Genomic DNA, 15,329 nt, shown 5'->3' with positions numbered 1-15,329 from the left:
CAGCGGCTCAGACCGGCAGCAGGCGCTCGATCAGCGCGCCCAGCTGCCGGGCCGTGCGGCACTCGTGCATCTCGACCAGGCCGGCGTACGCGGGAGCCGCCGAGTCGCCGGTGCCCCACTGGCCGCGCGGCTCCGGGTTGAGCCAGTAGACACGGCGGGCCCGCGCCGAGATCCGCCGCAGCGCCGCGAGGTTGGGGTCGCTCATGTTCGTCCGGGCGTCGCCGAGCACGAACACGGTGGTGCGCGGGCCGACCGCGCTGTCGCCGTAGCGCTCGGCGAACTCGCCCAGGGCGGCGCCGTAGTCGCTGCTGCCGTGCCACATCGTGAGCGTGGCCTCCGCGCGGATCCGGGCCTGAAGGCCCTCGGGGTCGGCGGTGCCGTGCTCCAGCAGCCCGGTCACCTCGTCGATCCGGTTGACGAAGGCGAACACCCGCACCTTGCTGAACTGGTCGTGCAGCGCCTGCACCAGCAGCATCGTGAAGTCCGAGAAGCCGGACACCGAGCCCGACACGTCGCACAGCAGCACCAGTTCGGGCCGGACCGGCCGCCGTCTGCGCAGCACCGGCCGCATCGGCACCCCGCCCGTCGACAGCGAACCCCGCAGCGTGCGCCGCAGATCGATGCTGCCCCGCGCGGCCCGGCGCCGGCGCGCGGCCAGCCGGGTGGCCAGCTTCCGGGCCAGCGGTCCGACCGTGCGGCGCAGCTCGGCCAGCCGGTCCTTCCCCGCGTACAGGAAGTCCACCCGGTCCGCGGTCGGCGCCACCGCGCGCCGGGCGATCCGGTCCCGGCCCCGCTGCTCGGCGACCCGCCGCCGCGCCTCGGCGGCCACCTGCGCCCGGAAGGCGTCGATACGGCGCCGGATCTCGTCGTCCAGGAGCCGGTCCACGAACCCGGGACCACCGTCGCCCTCGCGCACGGTGTCACGGACCCGGGCGAACAGGGTCTGCGGACGCAGCCGTTCGAGCGTCTGGTACGACGACCAGCCGTCCGACTCCGGTGAACTCCCGTACCCGCCGAAGCCGTCCACCGCCTGCGCCGCCAACGCGGCCATCGCGGCGGTGTCGTTCGCGGCGAGCGCGGCCACCAGCTTGTCGCGCAGCTCGTCCCGGTCCACCGCGCCCGTGTCCGGTCCGCCGACACCGCGCGGGAAGTACAGATCGAAGACCGGGTCGAACACCTGCCGCTGGCCGGCGGTGTGCAGCAGCGTCGCGGCGAGCCCCTCGCGCAGCGACTCGCGGTCGGCGAAGCCCAGTGCGGTCACCGCGCGGGCCGCGTCCACCGTCTCGCCGGTGCCGATCCGCACCCCGTGCGAGCGCAGCGCGGCGACGAAGTCCGTCAGCCGGGCGGTGACATCGTCGGCCGGGGCCGTCACACGGCGTCCAGGTCTAGCTTGGCGGTCGCCTTGAGGACATCGTCCTGGTGCTTGAGGACCACACCGAGGCTCTCGCGTACGACCGCGTCGTCCAGGGTGTGCGCGCCGAGGGCCAGCAGGGTGCGCGCCCAGTCGATGGTCTCCGCGACGGACGGCACCTTGCGCAGGTCCATCGCGCGCAGCGCGCCCACCACCCGCACCACGGACTCGGCGAGCGCCGCGTCCATCTCCGGCACCTTCAGCCGGACGATCCGCCGCTCCAGCTCCTCGTCCGGGAAGCCGATGTGCAGGAAGAGACAGCGCCGGCGCAGCGCCTCGGACAGCTCGCGGCTCGCGTTGGAGGTCAGGACGACGAACGGGCGCCTGGTCGCGGTGATCGTGCCGAGTTCGGGGACGGTGACCTGGAAGTCGCTGAGTACTTCGAGGAGCAGCCCCTCGACCTCGACGTCCGCCTTGTCGGTCTCGTCGATCAGCAGCACGGTCGGCTCGTCGCCGCGGATCGCGGTCAGCAGCGGACGGGGGAGCAGGAACTCCTCGCTGAAGATGTCCGTGCGGGTCTCGTCCCAGCTCTCGCCGCGCCCCGCGGTGATCCGCAGCAGTTGCTTGGCGTGGTTCCACTCGTACAGCGCGCGGGACTCGTCGACGCCCTCGTAGCACTGGAGGCGGACCAGCCGGGCGTCCGCGACCTGTGCGACGGCCTTGGCCAGTTCCGTCTTGCCGACCCCCGCCGGTCCCTCGACCAGGAGCGGCTTGCCGAGCCGGTCGGCGAGGAAGACGGTCGTGGCGACGGCGGGCGAGGCCAGATAGCCGGTCCCGGCGAGGCGGGCGGTGACGTCGTCGACGGAAGTGAACAACACGGGCCTCCGGCGGTGCGGTGGGGGCGGTACGGGTCCGGGCCGCCCGAACATATTCAGGCACCTGTACGGTTTCGGACCACCTATCTAAGCGCTTGTTCACCGGATCTGTCATCCGGTGTCCGCGTGCGCCCGGCCCCGATGCGGCGCAGCCCCCGCTGCTCGTGTGGCGCGGCCCGTGTGATACACCGATCGGTTTCCTTTGCCGTCGTGGCGCGGTAACCTCGCGGTATGGCCACCATGGACAAGGCATCGCCGCGCGACCGGCTGCTCGACGCGGCCGTCGAGCTCACCTACCGCGAGGGCGTCAACATCGGCGTCGACGCGCTGTGCCGGGCCGCGGGCGTCTCCAAGCGGTCGATGTACCAGCTCTTCGACAGCAAGGAGGAGATGCTGGCGGCGGGCCTGAAGAGCCGGATCGAGGGCTACGAGAGCCGGTTCCGGGCCGACCCGGAGCAGGCGAGCACCCCTCGCGAGCGGATCCTCTACGTCTTCCGGCAGCTGACCGAGTCGGCCGACGAGCCGGGCTACTGCGGCTGCCCCTACCTGGCCGCGCTGGTCGAGCTGAAGGACCCCGAGCACCCGGCGCACGTCGTGTCGCGCGAGGCCAAGGACCGCCTGAAGTCGACCTTCCGCGAACTGGCCGAGCTGGGCGGCGCCCACGATCCCGACCTCCTCGCCCGCCAGCTCACCCTCGTCTTCGACGGCGCGAGCGCCCGGTCCGGGGCCGGCGTGGAAACCCTGGCGGACGGCCTGGCCCTGACGATGGCGACCACCCTCCTGGACGCGGCGGGAGTGGCGTAGGCGGCTCGTGAGACGTGGCGCGGGTGTCCGCCCGAGGTCCGGAGACGTGGGCGCGGGTGTCCGCCCGGGGGCGGGAGGCGCGAGGTGCGGGCTTCGTGAGGTGCGGGCTTCGTGAGGTGCGGGTTTTCGTCCGGAGGCGGGCACGAGCTGCCGGTCCCGGTACAGACGGAGAGGGGCGGGGCGCCGTAGCGACCCGCCCCTCCGTGTTGCCGCGTCCTCACGCGGCCAGCCCCACCGCGCCGACCGCCGGTGAACGCAGGACCCGGTGGGCCGTCAGCAGGCCCGTGCCCACCGTGACGGCCGCGGCGATCGCCGCCACCGCCGCCCACACCCCGAGGAACTGGCCGGGCAGCGCCTCGTCCGCGCGGACCACCGTGAACGGCACGACCCCCGCGAGCGCCCCGATCGTCCCGAAGAACAGGCCGGTCACGGTGAGCACCAGCGTCTCGCAGCCGACCATCCACAGCACCTGTCCCGGCGTCGCGCCGGCCAGCCGCTGCTGCCCGAACTCCCGGCGCCGGTACGTCGTCGCCGCGTACAGCGAGTTCACCAGCATCACGCAGACGAACGCCACGATGATCCCGACGACCGTGAAGTTCAGCGTCTCCAGCGTCTTCGCCTCGACCGACTTGACCAGGCCCGACGCCTCGACCTGCGCGCTCTCCACCGCCTGCATGGTGAGCGTCGCCGTCGCCACCGCGGTGAACAGGATCAGCGACACCAGGATCCCGGCGAGCTGGGCCGACCGCTCCCGCAGATTGCGCACGGCCAGCCAGCCGCCCGCCCCCGCGAGGTCGAACCGGTCCAGCAGCCGCCCCAGCAGCCGTGGAGCCGTCATCGCGAAACCGACGGAGAGCAGGATCGCCCCGTACGCCGGCGGCGCCATCAGCATCGAGTCCGTCGCCGAGAAGGCGAACGTGGACACCGCCGACAGCCCGCCGGCGCCCAGTGCCGCGTAGGTGAGGAGCTTGCGCCCCCGCCCCTTCGGCTCCTGGCGGCGCGTGGCCCGCCGTACCGCGAGGAAGGCCGCGCCCGCCGCGGCGATCAGCGTGATCCAGATGCCCGACATCAGCGCGATCGGACCGAAGACGTAGCCGACGGAGTCCGCGACCTGACCGCTGTCCTGGAACACCGACAGCAGCGCCCGGCCGCCCAGCATGCCCGGACCGATCGCCAGGGCCGCACCGGCAAGCGCCACCGCGACCGCCTCACCGACGATCATCCGCTTGATCTGCGCCGGGGTGGCGCCGGAACTGCGCAGCAGCTCCATCTCGGCCGTCCGCTGCCGCACGTTCACCGTCAGGGTGGACGCCACCGCGAAGAACACCAGCAGACTGCCGTAACCGCCCACCACGCTCGCCGAGGTCGTCAGGGTCTCGGAACTCACCGAGTCCACACCGGCCTGGCCCGCGGTGTCGTGCATCGAGTTGAACGCCATCATGATCGCCGCGCCGAGGAACGCGGACAGCAGTGTCGCGAGGAACCGGCCCGGCCGCTGCCGGATCGAACGCAGAGCGAGTACCAGCATCGGTCACACCCCCACACGCACGTCGTCGCCCAGGTGCGCGAGCCGCTCGGCGACCGCGTCCGGAGTCGGGGCGTGCATCTGACCGGCGAGCCGGCCGTCCGCCAGGAACAGCACGGTGTCGGCGTAGGAGGCGGCGACCGGATCGTGCGTCACCATCACCACCGTCCGCCCGTGCACCCGCACGGCCTCCTGGAGCAGCCGCAGCACGTCCCGCGCGCTGCGGGTGTCCAGGGCGCCCGTCGGCTCGTCCGCGAAGATCACCCGCGGTTCGGTGACCAGCGCGCGGGCGATCGCCACCCGCTGGCGCTGACCGCCGGACAACTGCGCGGGACGGTGCCCGAGCCGGTCGCCGAGACCCACCGACTCCAGGACCTCACGGGCCCGGCGCCGGTCCACCCGCCGCCCGGCGAGCTTCAGCGGCAGCACCGTGTTCTGCGCCACCGTCAGTGTGTCCAGCAGGTTGTACTGCTGGAAGACGAAGCCGATCCGGCCCCGCCGGAACCTCGTCAGCTCCGCCTCGCCGCCCTCCGACATCACCGTGCCGTCCACCGAGACGATCCCGCTGTCCGGCCGGTCGAGTCCGGCCGCGCACTGGAGCAGCGTGGACTTCCCGGAACCGGACGGTCCCATCACGGCGGTGAAGGTCGCACGCCCCAGGCTGAGCGTCACCTCGTCCAGTGCGGTCACGGCGCTGTCGTCCTGGCCGTAGGTCTTGGAGACCTTCACCAGGCGCAGGGCCTCGGCGGCGGGTCCCTGGTCGTGCATGCGTCGTGAGCCGGTGCGAAACATCGTCATCACCTTCCGTGCGGCACTCCCTGTGCCTCACCGAAGACGCTACGGAGAGCGCGGCCGGACCACATTGGGCGCAAGACCCGTATCGGAGGGTGTACTCAGCGACACCCCGACGCCGGGTCCGCACCACCGGACGGCCGGGCGAACCCGAACGGGTGCCCACAACGCGCAGCCGTCCCGGAGCGCCGCTGCAATGGACGCATGGCCGCGCCCCCGGACGACTGTCTCGCGCACAACGACTGGATCTGCGGCGAGTATCTGAGCACCCGCCGGGAGATCCTCACCGACGCGGTGCTCCAGCACCTCCAGCTGACCTCCGTCTCCGTACTGATCGGCCTCGCCATCGCGCTGCCGCTCGCCGTGGTGGCCCGGCGCTGGGGCTGGGCCGCCGCCCCCGTCCTCGCCCTCACGACGGTCCTCTACACGATCCCGTCGCTGGCGATGTTCTCGCTGCTGCTGCCCCTGTACGGGCTCTCCGCGACCCTCGTCGTCGCGGGCCTCGTGCTGTACTCGCTGACCCTGCTGGTCCGCAACATCCTCGCGGGCCTGCGGGCCGTCCCCGAGGACACCCGGCAGGCCGCGCGCGGGATGGGCTACGGCCCGGTCCGGCTGCTGCTCACCGTCGAACTCCCGCTCGCCCTGCCCGCCGCCATGGCCGGTCTGCGCATCGCCACCGTCTCCGCGATCTCCCTGGTCACGGTCGGCGCGATCGTCGGCTACGGCGGCCTCGGCAACCTCATCTACTCCGGCATGAACACCTACTTCAAGGCCCAGGTGCTCACCGCGTCCGTGCTCTGCGTGATCATCGCGATCCTCGCCGACGTGCTGCTCCTCGGCGTACAGCGGCTGCTCACCCCCTGGACGAGGACGGCCCGCGGATGAACACACTGAGCGACACCTGGGACTGGCTCACGGACGCGTCGCACTGGTCCGGCGCCGAGGGCATCTGGCACCGCCTCCTCCAGCACTTCGTCCTCACCGTGGTCTGCCTGGCCGTCAGCTGTCTGATCGCGCTGCCGATCGCGCTGGTCCTCGGCCACCTCGGCAAGGGCGGCGCCCTCGCCGTCAACATCTCCAACGTGGGCCGCGCGGTCCCGACCTTCGCCGTCCTGGTGCTGCTGCTGCTCACCCCGGTCGGGGACTGGGGCGACGGCCCCACCGTGGTCGCCCTGGTGCTGTTCGCGATCCCTCCGCTGCTCACCAACGCCTACGTCGGGATGCGCGAGGTCGACCGCAGCACCGTCCAGGCCGCGACCGGCATGGGGATGACCGGCCGGCAGGTCCTGTTCGGTGTGGAACTGCCCCTGGCCGCCCCGATGATCCTCACCGGCGTCCGGATCGCCGCGGTCCAGCTCGTCGCCACCGCGACCATCGCCGCGCTGGCCGGCGGCGGCGGCCTCGGCCGGATCATCACCGCCGGGTTCAACCTCGCGAGCACCCCCCAGGTGGTGGCCGGCGCCCTTCTCGTCGCCGTGTTCGCGCTGATCGTCGAGGGCCTCTTCGAGATCGCGGAACGGCTCGCGCCGGCCTGGGTGAGGGGGACGGGATGAGAGTCCGTACGTCCCTCGCGGGCGTTCTGGCGCTGGCCGCACTCGCCGGCTGCTCCACCGGCCCGTCCCTGGAGAACCAGGGCGCGGTCACCGCACCGCCCGGCGACAGCCGCCATCTCACCGTCGGCTCGGCCGGATTCACCGAGAGCGACCTGCTCGCCCAGATGTACGCACTGCTGCTCAACCAGGCCGGATACAAGACGTCCTTCCTGACCGTCGCCAACCGCGAACTGTACGAACCCGCCCTGGAGTCGGGTCAGATCGACGTCGTCCCGGAGTACGCGGCGACCTTCGCGGACTGGCTCAACGCCAAGACCAACGGCGCCGACGCACCCCCCGTCGGCTCACCCGACCTCGACGCCACGATGAAGGCACTGCGCAGGCTCGCCACACCCCGTGGCCTCACCGTCCTGCCCCCGGGCCGGGCCGTCGACCAGAACGCCTTCGCCGTGACGACCGCCTACGCCCGCGAACACCGGCTCAGGACCCTCAGCGACCTCGGTGCCTCAGGACTGAAGGTACGGCTCGCGGCAGGCGACGAGTGCGTGCAACGGCCGTACTGCGAACCGGGGTTGAAGAAGGTCTACGGCATCGACATCACGGCCGTCGACCCCAAGGGTGTGGGCACGACCCCGGCGAAGCGGGCCGTGCAGAACGGCCAGGACCAGATGGTGCTGACCACCACCACCGACGCCACCCTCGACGAGTTCGGCCTGGTGCTGCTCGCCGACGACAAGCATCTCCAGAACGCCGACTACGTCGTCCCGGTCGTCAACCGCTCCCGTGCGGGCAGCTCCGGCGTCACCAAGGCCCTCGGCAAGCTCAACGACGTCCTCACCACCGCCGACCTGGCCTCCATGAACCAGCAGGTCGACAGCTGGCGCCGCCTCGCCGAAGACGTGGCCCGCACCTACCTGGAGGACAAGGGCCTGCTGAAGTGAGCCCCCCGGGGGGATTAGACGGCCCCGGCGGTCCGTGCGTCTAGACGTCGGAGACCGAGTCGAAGTCGACCTGCTCACGCGCCACACCCTGCGCGTCCGCGTCCACCGACCTGCGCAGCGCCTCGTGCAGCTTCGCCGGTGTCAGCACACCCAGGAAGCGGGAACCGTCCACCACCGCCACCCACCCGGCGTCGTGCTGGAGCATCACCCCGAACGCCTGCTTCAGCGGTGCGCCCACCGGCACCCACGCCTTCATCCGGTGCCCGCGTGACGTGATCGAGCCACCGCCCCCGGACAGCTCGTCCAGGGCGACCCAGCCGTGCAGATCGCCGCCCGCGTCCAGCACCACGGCCCAGCGCGCCCCGTCCGCCCGCAGCCGCGCCGCCGCCCGCTCCGGCTCCTCGTCCAGCCGCACCACCGGCGGCTGCTCCAGATCGCCCGGCTCGATCGCGGTCACCGAGAGCCGCTTCAGCCCCCGGTCCGCGCCCACGAACGAGGCGACGTACGGCGACGCCGGTGTGCCCAGCACCGCACCCGGCGTGTCGTACTGCTCGATCCGCCCCTGTCCGTACACCGCGATCCGGTCGCCGAGCCGGACCGCCTCCTCGATGTCGTGCGTCACCAGCAGCACCGTCTTGCGCACGGCGGCCTGCATCCGCAGGAACTCGTCCTGGAGCTGCTCGCGCACCACCGGGTCGACGGCCCCGAACGGCTCGTCCATCAGCAGCACCGGCGGATCCGCCGCGAGCGCCCGTGCCACGCCGACGCGCTGGCGCTGACCACCCGACAGCTGGTGCGGATAGCGCGGCCCGTACGTCTTCGGGTCCAGGCCGACCAGGTCGAGGAGTTCCGCCGCCCGCTCCCGGGCCTTCGGGCGCTTCCAGCCGATCAGCGCGGGCACGGTCGCCGTGTTGTCGAGGACCGTGCGGTGCGGGAAGAGGCCGACCTGCTGGATGACGTAGCCGATACGGCGGCGCAGCCGGACCGGGTCGACGTCCGCGATGTCCTCGCCGTTCACCAGGATCCGCCCCGAGGTCGGCTCGATCAGGCGGTTGACCATCATCATCGTGGTCGTCTTGCCGCAGCCCGACGGGCCCACGAGGGTGACCAGCTCGCCCTCGGAGACCTCGAAGGACAGTCCGTCGACGGCGGTCGTCCCGTCCGGATACCGCTTGGTGACCTCTTCGAACCGGATCATGCACTCACGCTAGCCGCGCGGTGGGCGGGGCGCCCTCCGGCGAGGTCCCACCGGCTGGTGACGCATGCGCTCCGTTTTTGAAATGGTTCAAGTCGATCATCGACACGGTCTCTGGCGTGTGACCAGTGGTTCTGGTCCTCGCCGCAACTTGGTCCTGTGTGGAGGGTGGACACCGCTCCCGCGCCTCACTAGCTTCAACCGCCGTACCCACTGAATCGATCCAATCCCGATCCGACTCCGACCGGCCGAAGGGAAGACGGCATGACTGACGGAGTGAACGGCAGCGGCGGCAGAGAGGTACGCCGCAGGACCGTGCTCACCACCGCACTGGGCGCGGTGCCCCTCGCCATGGCCGGGGGCGTCGGCGGCGCGGGCACGGCCGGCGCCGCCGGGACCGGCAGGGACCGCACCTCCGTGACCGGGCTGACCGTCGAGCACCGCACCGACCCGCTCGGCGTGGACGCGGCCCGGCCCCGCCTCGGCTGGCGCACGGACTCCGCGGTGCGGGGCCGCCGCCAGACGGCGTACCGGATCCTGGTCGCGACCGCGCCCGACCGGCTCGCCCCCGGCCGGGCGGACGTCTGGGACAGCGGCCGCGTCGGCACGGCCGACTCGCTGGCCGTCCCGTACGCGGGCCCCGCGCTGCGCCCCTCGACCCGCTACCACTGGACCGTGACCGTCTGGGACGAGGACGGCCGTGCCACCGCCGCCGCACCCGCCCGCTTCGAGACCGGCCTGCTCTCCACCAACGGTGTCACCGGCTGGGCCGGCGCCCGCTGGATCACCATGGCCGGCAAGCGACCCAACACCCCCGGCGCCCCGCTGCTGCGCCGCGAGGCGGCCCTGACCGGCGACCGGGTGCGCGAGGCCCGGCTCTACGTGTCCGCCCTTGGCGTGTACGACGCCTACGTCAACGGCCGGCGCGTCGGCGTCCCCGAGGGCGACGGAACCACGTACGAACTGCTGGCCCCGGGCTGGACCAACTACGACCGCACCCACACCTACCTCGGCTACGACGTCACCGGCCTCGTCGCGGGGGAGCGGCGGGTCACCCTGGCGGCGGTCCTGGGCAACGGCTGGTACAACTCCCGGGTCTCCGAGGGCAGTACGTACTACTCCGCGTCCGGGCAGCGGCTCGCCCTCAAGGCCAAGCTGCTGATCCGGTACACCGACGGCACCGCGCAGACCCTGGTGACCGCGCCCGGGGACGGCTGGCGGGCCACCGACACCGGCCCGTTCCGCGCCGACGACATCTACGACGGGCAGACCTACGACGCCCGCGAGGAGCTGCCCGGCTGGACCGCCTCGGGATTCGACACCGCCACCTGGTCGGAGGTCGAGGAGCACGACTTCGCCGCCCGGTTCCCGGACTCCCGGCTGATCGCCTACCCGGGCGAGAGCGCCCGCCTCGTGGAGCGCTGGGACCGCGGGCCGCGGTCGATCACCCTGTGCACCGGTGTGACGGGCGAGGCCGGAAGCCCCAACGGCAGGGGCGAGGTCGTCGTCGACCCGGCCCGCACGGTCACCGACCCCGCCGAGGCGGCCACCGCGTCCGTCACGATCGGCCGCGGCGAGACCGCCGTCCTCGACCTCGGGCAGAACCTCGTCGGCGTACCCCGGTACACGGTCCGCGGCCCGGCGGGCGCCGAAGTCACCTTCCGGTTCGCCGAGATGCTCAACGACAGCAGCGCGGGCGCCGACGGCCCCAAGGGCTCCGCCTACCGGGCCAACCTGCGCGGCGCCAGGGCCACCAGCACCTACATTCTCAAGGGCGACCCGGACGGCGAGACCCACCAGGACTCCCTCACCTTCTACGGATTCCGCTACGCCTCCGTCACCACGTCCGGCCCCGAGGTCACCGTCACCGCCCTGACCGGCAAGGTCGCCACCTCCGCGATCCACGAGACCGGCACCATCACCACCGACGACCCCAAGGTCAACCAGCTGATCAGCAACGTCCACCGGGGCCAGCGCGGCAACTACCTCTGGGTGCCCACCGACTGCCCGCAGCGCGACGAACGCCTCGGCTGGACCGGCGACACCCAGCTCTTCTGCAACACCGGCCTCTACAACACCGACTCGGTGAACTTCCTCGCCCACTTCCAGGACACCCTGATCGACTCCCAGCGCGTGTACGGCCTCGACGGGGCCCAGTTCACCGCCGTCTCACCCGGCAACCGCTACAACGCGGCGGCCCCGGTGAGCGGTTGGGCCGACTGCGGTGTCGTCGTCCCCTGGACGGTGTGGCAGATGAGCGGCGACCGCACCATCGTCGTCCGCAGCTGGGAGGCCATGACCCGCTACATGGACTGGATCCGTGCCAGGACCGGCGACAGCTACGCGGGCCAGGGTGCCCTCTTCGCCGACTGGCTGGCCCCGCAGAGCACCGGCACCCAACTGGTCAGTGACGTCTACTACGGTTATGTCGCCCGCCTCATGGCCGACATGGCCCGCGCGACCGGCCGCAGCACCGAGGCGGGCGCCTACGAGGAGCTCTTCGCCCGGATCAAGCAGGCGTTCATCGCCAAATACATCACCACCGAGGACGGCCGACCGACCGTGCGCTCCAGCCTCGGCGGCAAACCGATCAACGGCCCCGACCCCGAGGACAACAGCCAGACCGCCCTGCTCTGGGTCCTCAAACTCGGCCTCCACGACACCGACGAACAGCGCCGCGGCCTGCTCGACCGGCTCGCCGAGAACATTGGCAACGACGCCGCCTACAAGGAGGCCCACCCAGACAGCACCCGCGTCCAGTACGCCGAGAACACCCTCGCCGTCGGCTTCCTCGGTGTGAACGTCCTCGCCCCCGTGCTCACCGACCTCGGCCGCGCCGACCTCGCCTACAAGCTGCTCCACCAGAACGCCATGCCGTCCTGGCTGTACTCCGTCGACAACGGCGCCACCACCATCTGGGAGCGCTGGAACTCCTACTCCGTCGAGGACGGCTTCGGCCCCGTCGAGATGAACTCCTTCAACCACTACTCCTACGGCGCGATCATGGAGTGGATGTACGAGGGCATGGCCGGTATCGCCAAGGACCCGGCCCACCCCGGCTTCCGGCACTTCCTGCTGCGCCCCCACCTCGACCCGACGGGGCGGATCACCCGGGTGTCGGGCACCCACCGCTCCCCGTACGGCGAGATCACCAGCGCCTGGACGGTCACGGACCGGACGCTGTCCTACCGGGCCACCGTGCCCGCCAACTCGACGGCCACCCTGAGCATCCCCACCACCGACCCGGCCACCGTCCGCGAGGGCAGGACACCGCTGTCCCGGGTCCGTGGCGTGCGCTTCCTCGGCCACGCGGACGGCACCGCCTCCTACCGGCTCCCGTCGGGCCGCTACGAGGTGACGTCGGCGCTCGGCTGACCGCTCACCAGGACCACCTCCAGGGTGCGCGGACCGTGCACCCCCTCGACCCGGTCCAGCTCGATGTCACTGGTCGCCGACGGACCGGAGATCCATGTCAACGGGCGCGCCGGGTCGAGGCGTTCGAGAGCCTGCGGCACCGACGACACCACCTGCTCCGGGACCCGTACGACACAGATGTGGTGGTCGGGGACCAGGGTGATCCGGCGGCGGCCCTGGTCGGGGCCGCCGTCCAGGACGATGGTGCCGGTCTCGGCGATCGCGACGGCGCAGGCGGTCACCACGCTGTCGACGCCGTCCAGTTCGTGCGGAGTGGACCCGGCGCGGTCCTGGACGCGGGTGACGTCGGCGGTGTCCGTCCAGGCCGCCGGCAGTTCCGGCGGCACCAGCAGCGTCCGCGCACCCCGCCCGGCGAGCAGCCCGGCCAGCGTTCCCGGCAACTCCGCCTCCGTGCACCGGTGCACCAGCGCCCGGTAGTCCGCCAGGTTCTCCGCCAGCAGCTCCACCGTCTGCTCCACGCTCCGGTCTCCGTGCTCGCGCAGATAGTCGCGCCGCACCGCGTCCTCGTACGACGGGTCGTCCCGCGGCACGTCCGCCAGCGCGCGGCGCACCCGTCCGAGGATCCGTTCCCTGCTGCTCACTTCGTGTCGCCCTTCCCGCCGTTGGTCCGCTGCCACCAGTCCCGGAACGGTTCCGCCGGCACCGGCGGCAGATCCCGGCTGTCACTCCACGCCTTGCCGGGTCCCGGCAGCGACCTCGGATGCAGTTTCCGGGTGCGGGACGCGAGGCGCTGGCCGGTGCGCAGGGCGGCCGGACGGCCGAACGCCCAGCGGGCCGCGCGCATGGCCGTCCGTTCGGCGCCGTGCCCCTTGGCCGGCTTGAGCACCACCTTGTTGCCCTGCCGGGTCACCTCACCGCCCTGCACCACCCGCTCCCGCAGATGCACCAGCACCTCGGGGATGTCGATGGCGACCGGGCACACCTCGTAGCAGGCCCCGCAGAGCGACGAGGCGTACGGCAGCGAGGCGTCGATCTCGCTGCCCGTACCCCGCAGTTGCGGGCTGAGGATCGCGCCGATCGGGCCCGGGTAGACCGAGCCGTACGCGTGGCCGCCCGCCCGCTCGTACACCGGGCAGACGTTGAGACAGGCCGAGCAGCGGATGCAGCGCAGGGCCTGGCGGCCGACCTCGTCGGCGAGGGTGTCCGTGCGGCCGTTGTCGAGCAGGACCAGGTGGAAGGTGCTCGGCCCGTCGCCGTCGGTGGTGCCCGTCCAGGTGCTGGTGTACGGGTTCATCCGCTCGGCCGTCGAGGAGCGCGGCAGGGTCTGGAGGAACACCTCCAGGTCCCGCCAGGTCGGCACGATCTTCTCGATGCCGACCACCGAGATCAGTGTCTCGGGGAGGGTGAGACACATCCGGCCGTTGCCCTCGGACTCCACGACGACCATCGTGCCGGTGTCCGCGACGATGAAGTTCGCGCCGGAGATGCCGACCTTGGCGCGCAGGAACTTCTCCCGCAGGTGCAGCCGGGCCGCCTCGGCGAGTTCGGCCGGGGTGTCGGTGAGCCCCTCGGGGGCCGGGCGGCCCCACGCGGCCATCTCCTTGCGGAAGATGTCCCGGATCTCGCCGCGGTTGCGGTGGATCGCCGGGACCAGGATGTGCGAGGGACGGTCGTGGCCCAACTGCACGATCAGCTCGGCGAGATCGGTCTCGTAGGCGCGGATGCCCTCGGCCTCCAGCGCCTCGTTCAGTCCGATCTCCTGCGTGGCCATCGACTTGACCTTCACGACCTCGGACTCGCCGGTCGCCCGCACCAGGTCCGCGACGATCCGGTTGGCCTCGTCCGCGTCGGCCGCCCAGTGCACGGTGCCGCCCGCCGCCGTCACCGACTCCTCGACCTGCACGAGGTACTGGTCGAGATGGCGGAGCGTGTGGTCCTTGATCGCGCGGCCCGCCTCGCGCAGTTCGGCCCAGTCGGACACCTCGGCGACCGCGCCCGCGCGCTTGGCGCGGATGGTGTGCGTGGCGTGCTTCAGGTTGGCGCGCAGCCGGGTGTCGCGCACCGCCTCGTGCGCGGCCTCCGGGAAGGCCGGATGGGCCGGGGGAAACGCAGGGTGGGCGGGCGGGGGAAACACAGGCATTCCTACGAACGTGCCGCTCATACCGCGGGTTCCTCCTCCGTGCTCGCCAGGATCTCCGCGATGTGCACGGGCCGGATGCCCGTACCGAGGCGGGTCATGGTGCCGCCGATGTGCATCAGACAGGAGTTGTCGGCCGCGCACAGCACCTCGGCGCCGGTCGACTCCGCGTTGCGCACCTTGTCGGTGCCCATCGCCGCCGACACGTCCGCGTTCTTCAGCGCGAACGTGCCGCCGAACCCGCAGCACTCGTCGGCCCCCGGCAGCTCCACCAGCTCCAGCCCCTTCACCGACTGGAGCAGCCGCCGCGGCCGGTCGCCGAGCCCCAGGCTGCGCAGCCCGTGACAGGTCGGGTGGTAGGTCACCCGGTGCGGATAGAAGGCGCCGACGTCCGTCACACCGAGCACGTCGACGAGGAACTCCGTCAGCTCGTACGTCTTCGGCACCACGGGTTCGAGAAGCGTCGCCAGCCCGCTCCCGCGCCCCTCCGCACGGGCCCGCTCGCCCATCCGCGGATACAGCTCCCGCACCATCGCCCCGCATGATCCGGAGGGCGTCACGATCGCGTCGTAATCGCCGAAAACATCGGAGAAATGTCGGGCGAGGGGCTCGGCCTCATGTCGATAGCCCGTGTTGTAGTGCGCCTGCCCGCAGCAGGTCTGCGCCATCGGGAAGTCGACGTCAACACCCAGCCTGGTCAGCAGTTTCACGACCGCGATGCCCGTGTCCGGATAAAGCGTGTCGTTGACGCAGGTCAGGAACAGGGCGACACGCATCGCGG

The 15,329-nt window shown here is 72.0% G+C and carries 13 protein-coding genes; 5 read left to right on the top strand and 8 right to left on the bottom strand.

Features of this window, described 5'->3' with window-relative positions:
• Window positions 1-7: 7 nt before the first annotated feature.
• Entirely contained in the window at window positions 8-1,372 is a 1,365-nt protein-coding gene (locus tag ACIQAC_RS04835; RefSeq protein WP_402187021.1) for a VWA domain-containing protein, read from the bottom strand.
• On the bottom strand, window positions 1,369-2,226 hold the full coding sequence (locus ACIQAC_RS04830; RefSeq protein ID WP_402188181.1) for an AAA family ATPase: 858 nt from the start codon (window positions 2,224-2,226) through the stop codon (window positions 1,369-1,371). Before ACIQAC_RS04830 ends, ACIQAC_RS04835 begins: the two co-directional genes overlap by 4 nt.
• 231 nt (window positions 2,227-2,457) lie before the next feature.
• On the opposite strand from ACIQAC_RS04830, the gene ACIQAC_RS04825 reads away from it, so the two are divergent.
• Window positions 2,458-3,030, top strand: a complete 573-nt coding sequence (locus ACIQAC_RS04825) for a TetR/AcrR family transcriptional regulator (protein WP_402187020.1) — start codon at window positions 2,458-2,460, stop codon at window positions 3,028-3,030.
• 217 nt (window positions 3,031-3,247) lie between these two features.
• Here ACIQAC_RS04825 and ACIQAC_RS04820 read toward each other — a convergent pair whose 3' ends face one another.
• Window positions 3,248-4,558 carry an FtsX-like permease family protein gene (locus ACIQAC_RS04820; RefSeq protein WP_402187019.1) on the bottom strand — a complete coding sequence of 437 codons (1,311 nt, stop codon included), beginning with the start codon at window positions 4,556-4,558 and terminating at the stop codon, window positions 3,248-3,250.
• Between the two features lie 3 nt (window positions 4,559-4,561).
• Complete coding sequence (locus ACIQAC_RS04815) at window positions 4,562-5,347, bottom strand: ABC transporter ATP-binding protein (RefSeq protein ID WP_402187017.1); 786 nt, start codon at window positions 5,345-5,347, stop codon at window positions 4,562-4,564.
• Between the two features lie 204 nt (window positions 5,348-5,551).
• On the opposite strand from ACIQAC_RS04815, the gene ACIQAC_RS04810 reads away from it, so the two are divergent.
• Genes ACIQAC_RS04810 through ACIQAC_RS04800 form a run of 3 tightly spaced genes read left to right on the top strand, consistent with a single transcriptional unit; the run spans window position 5,552 to window position 7,841 of the window.
• The gene (locus ACIQAC_RS04810; protein WP_402187015.1) at window positions 5,552-6,232 is read left to right on the top strand and encodes an ABC transporter permease; all 681 of its coding nucleotides are present in this window, start codon (window positions 5,552-5,554) and stop codon (window positions 6,230-6,232) included.
• Window positions 6,229-6,900, top strand: coding sequence for an ABC transporter permease (locus ACIQAC_RS04805; protein ID WP_402187014.1), 672 nt, complete (start codon window positions 6,229-6,231; stop codon window positions 6,898-6,900). The genes ACIQAC_RS04810 and ACIQAC_RS04805 overlap by 4 nt, the downstream gene beginning before the upstream one ends.
• The gene (locus ACIQAC_RS04800) at window positions 6,897-7,841 is read left to right on the top strand and encodes an ABC transporter substrate-binding protein (protein ID WP_402187012.1); all 945 of its coding nucleotides are present in this window, start codon (window positions 6,897-6,899) and stop codon (window positions 7,839-7,841) included. Before ACIQAC_RS04805 ends, ACIQAC_RS04800 begins: the two co-directional genes overlap by 4 nt.
• A gap of 40 nt (window positions 7,842-7,881) precedes the next feature.
• Here the strand turns inward: ACIQAC_RS04800 and ACIQAC_RS04795 are convergent, their stop codons facing one another.
• The gene (locus tag ACIQAC_RS04795; protein WP_402187011.1) at window positions 7,882-9,039 is read right to left on the bottom strand and encodes a betaine/proline/choline family ABC transporter ATP-binding protein; all 1,158 of its coding nucleotides are present in this window, start codon (window positions 9,037-9,039) and stop codon (window positions 7,882-7,884) included.
• A 261-nt stretch (window positions 9,040-9,300) separates the two neighbouring features.
• On the opposite strand from ACIQAC_RS04795, the gene ACIQAC_RS04790 reads away from it, so the two are divergent.
• Entirely contained in the window at window positions 9,301-12,411 is a 3,111-nt protein-coding gene (locus ACIQAC_RS04790; RefSeq protein ID WP_402187009.1) for a family 78 glycoside hydrolase catalytic domain, read from the top strand.
• Here ACIQAC_RS04790 and ACIQAC_RS04785 read toward each other — a convergent pair.
• The 3 genes from ACIQAC_RS04785 to ACIQAC_RS04775 are packed head-to-tail and all read right to left on the bottom strand — an operon-like array spanning window position 12,384 to window position 15,324.
• The gene (locus ACIQAC_RS04785) at window positions 12,384-13,052 is read right to left on the bottom strand and encodes a lactate utilization protein C (protein WP_402187008.1); all 669 of its coding nucleotides are present in this window, start codon (window positions 13,050-13,052) and stop codon (window positions 12,384-12,386) included. The genes ACIQAC_RS04790 and ACIQAC_RS04785 overlap by 28 nt on opposite strands.
• Window positions 13,049-14,572 (bottom strand): LutB/LldF family L-lactate oxidation iron-sulfur protein, encoded by a 1,524-nt coding sequence (locus ACIQAC_RS04780; protein WP_402187006.1) that lies wholly within the window; start codon window positions 14,570-14,572, stop codon window positions 13,049-13,051. The genes ACIQAC_RS04785 and ACIQAC_RS04780 overlap by 4 nt, the downstream gene beginning before the upstream one ends.
• On the bottom strand, window positions 14,569-15,324 hold the full coding sequence (locus ACIQAC_RS04775; protein ID WP_402187004.1) for a (Fe-S)-binding protein: 756 nt from the start codon (window positions 15,322-15,324) through the stop codon (window positions 14,569-14,571). Before ACIQAC_RS04775 ends, ACIQAC_RS04780 begins: the two co-directional genes overlap by 4 nt.
• Window positions 15,325-15,329 lie beyond the last annotated feature (5 nt).

The sequence above is a fragment of the Streptomyces sp. NPDC088387 genome, from assembly GCF_044753385.1.
GTDB lineage: Bacteria > Actinomycetota > Actinomycetes > Streptomycetales > Streptomycetaceae > Streptomyces.
The sequence above is the reverse complement of the archived record's forward strand: the minus strand, read 5'-3'. Positions and strand labels throughout refer to the sequence as shown.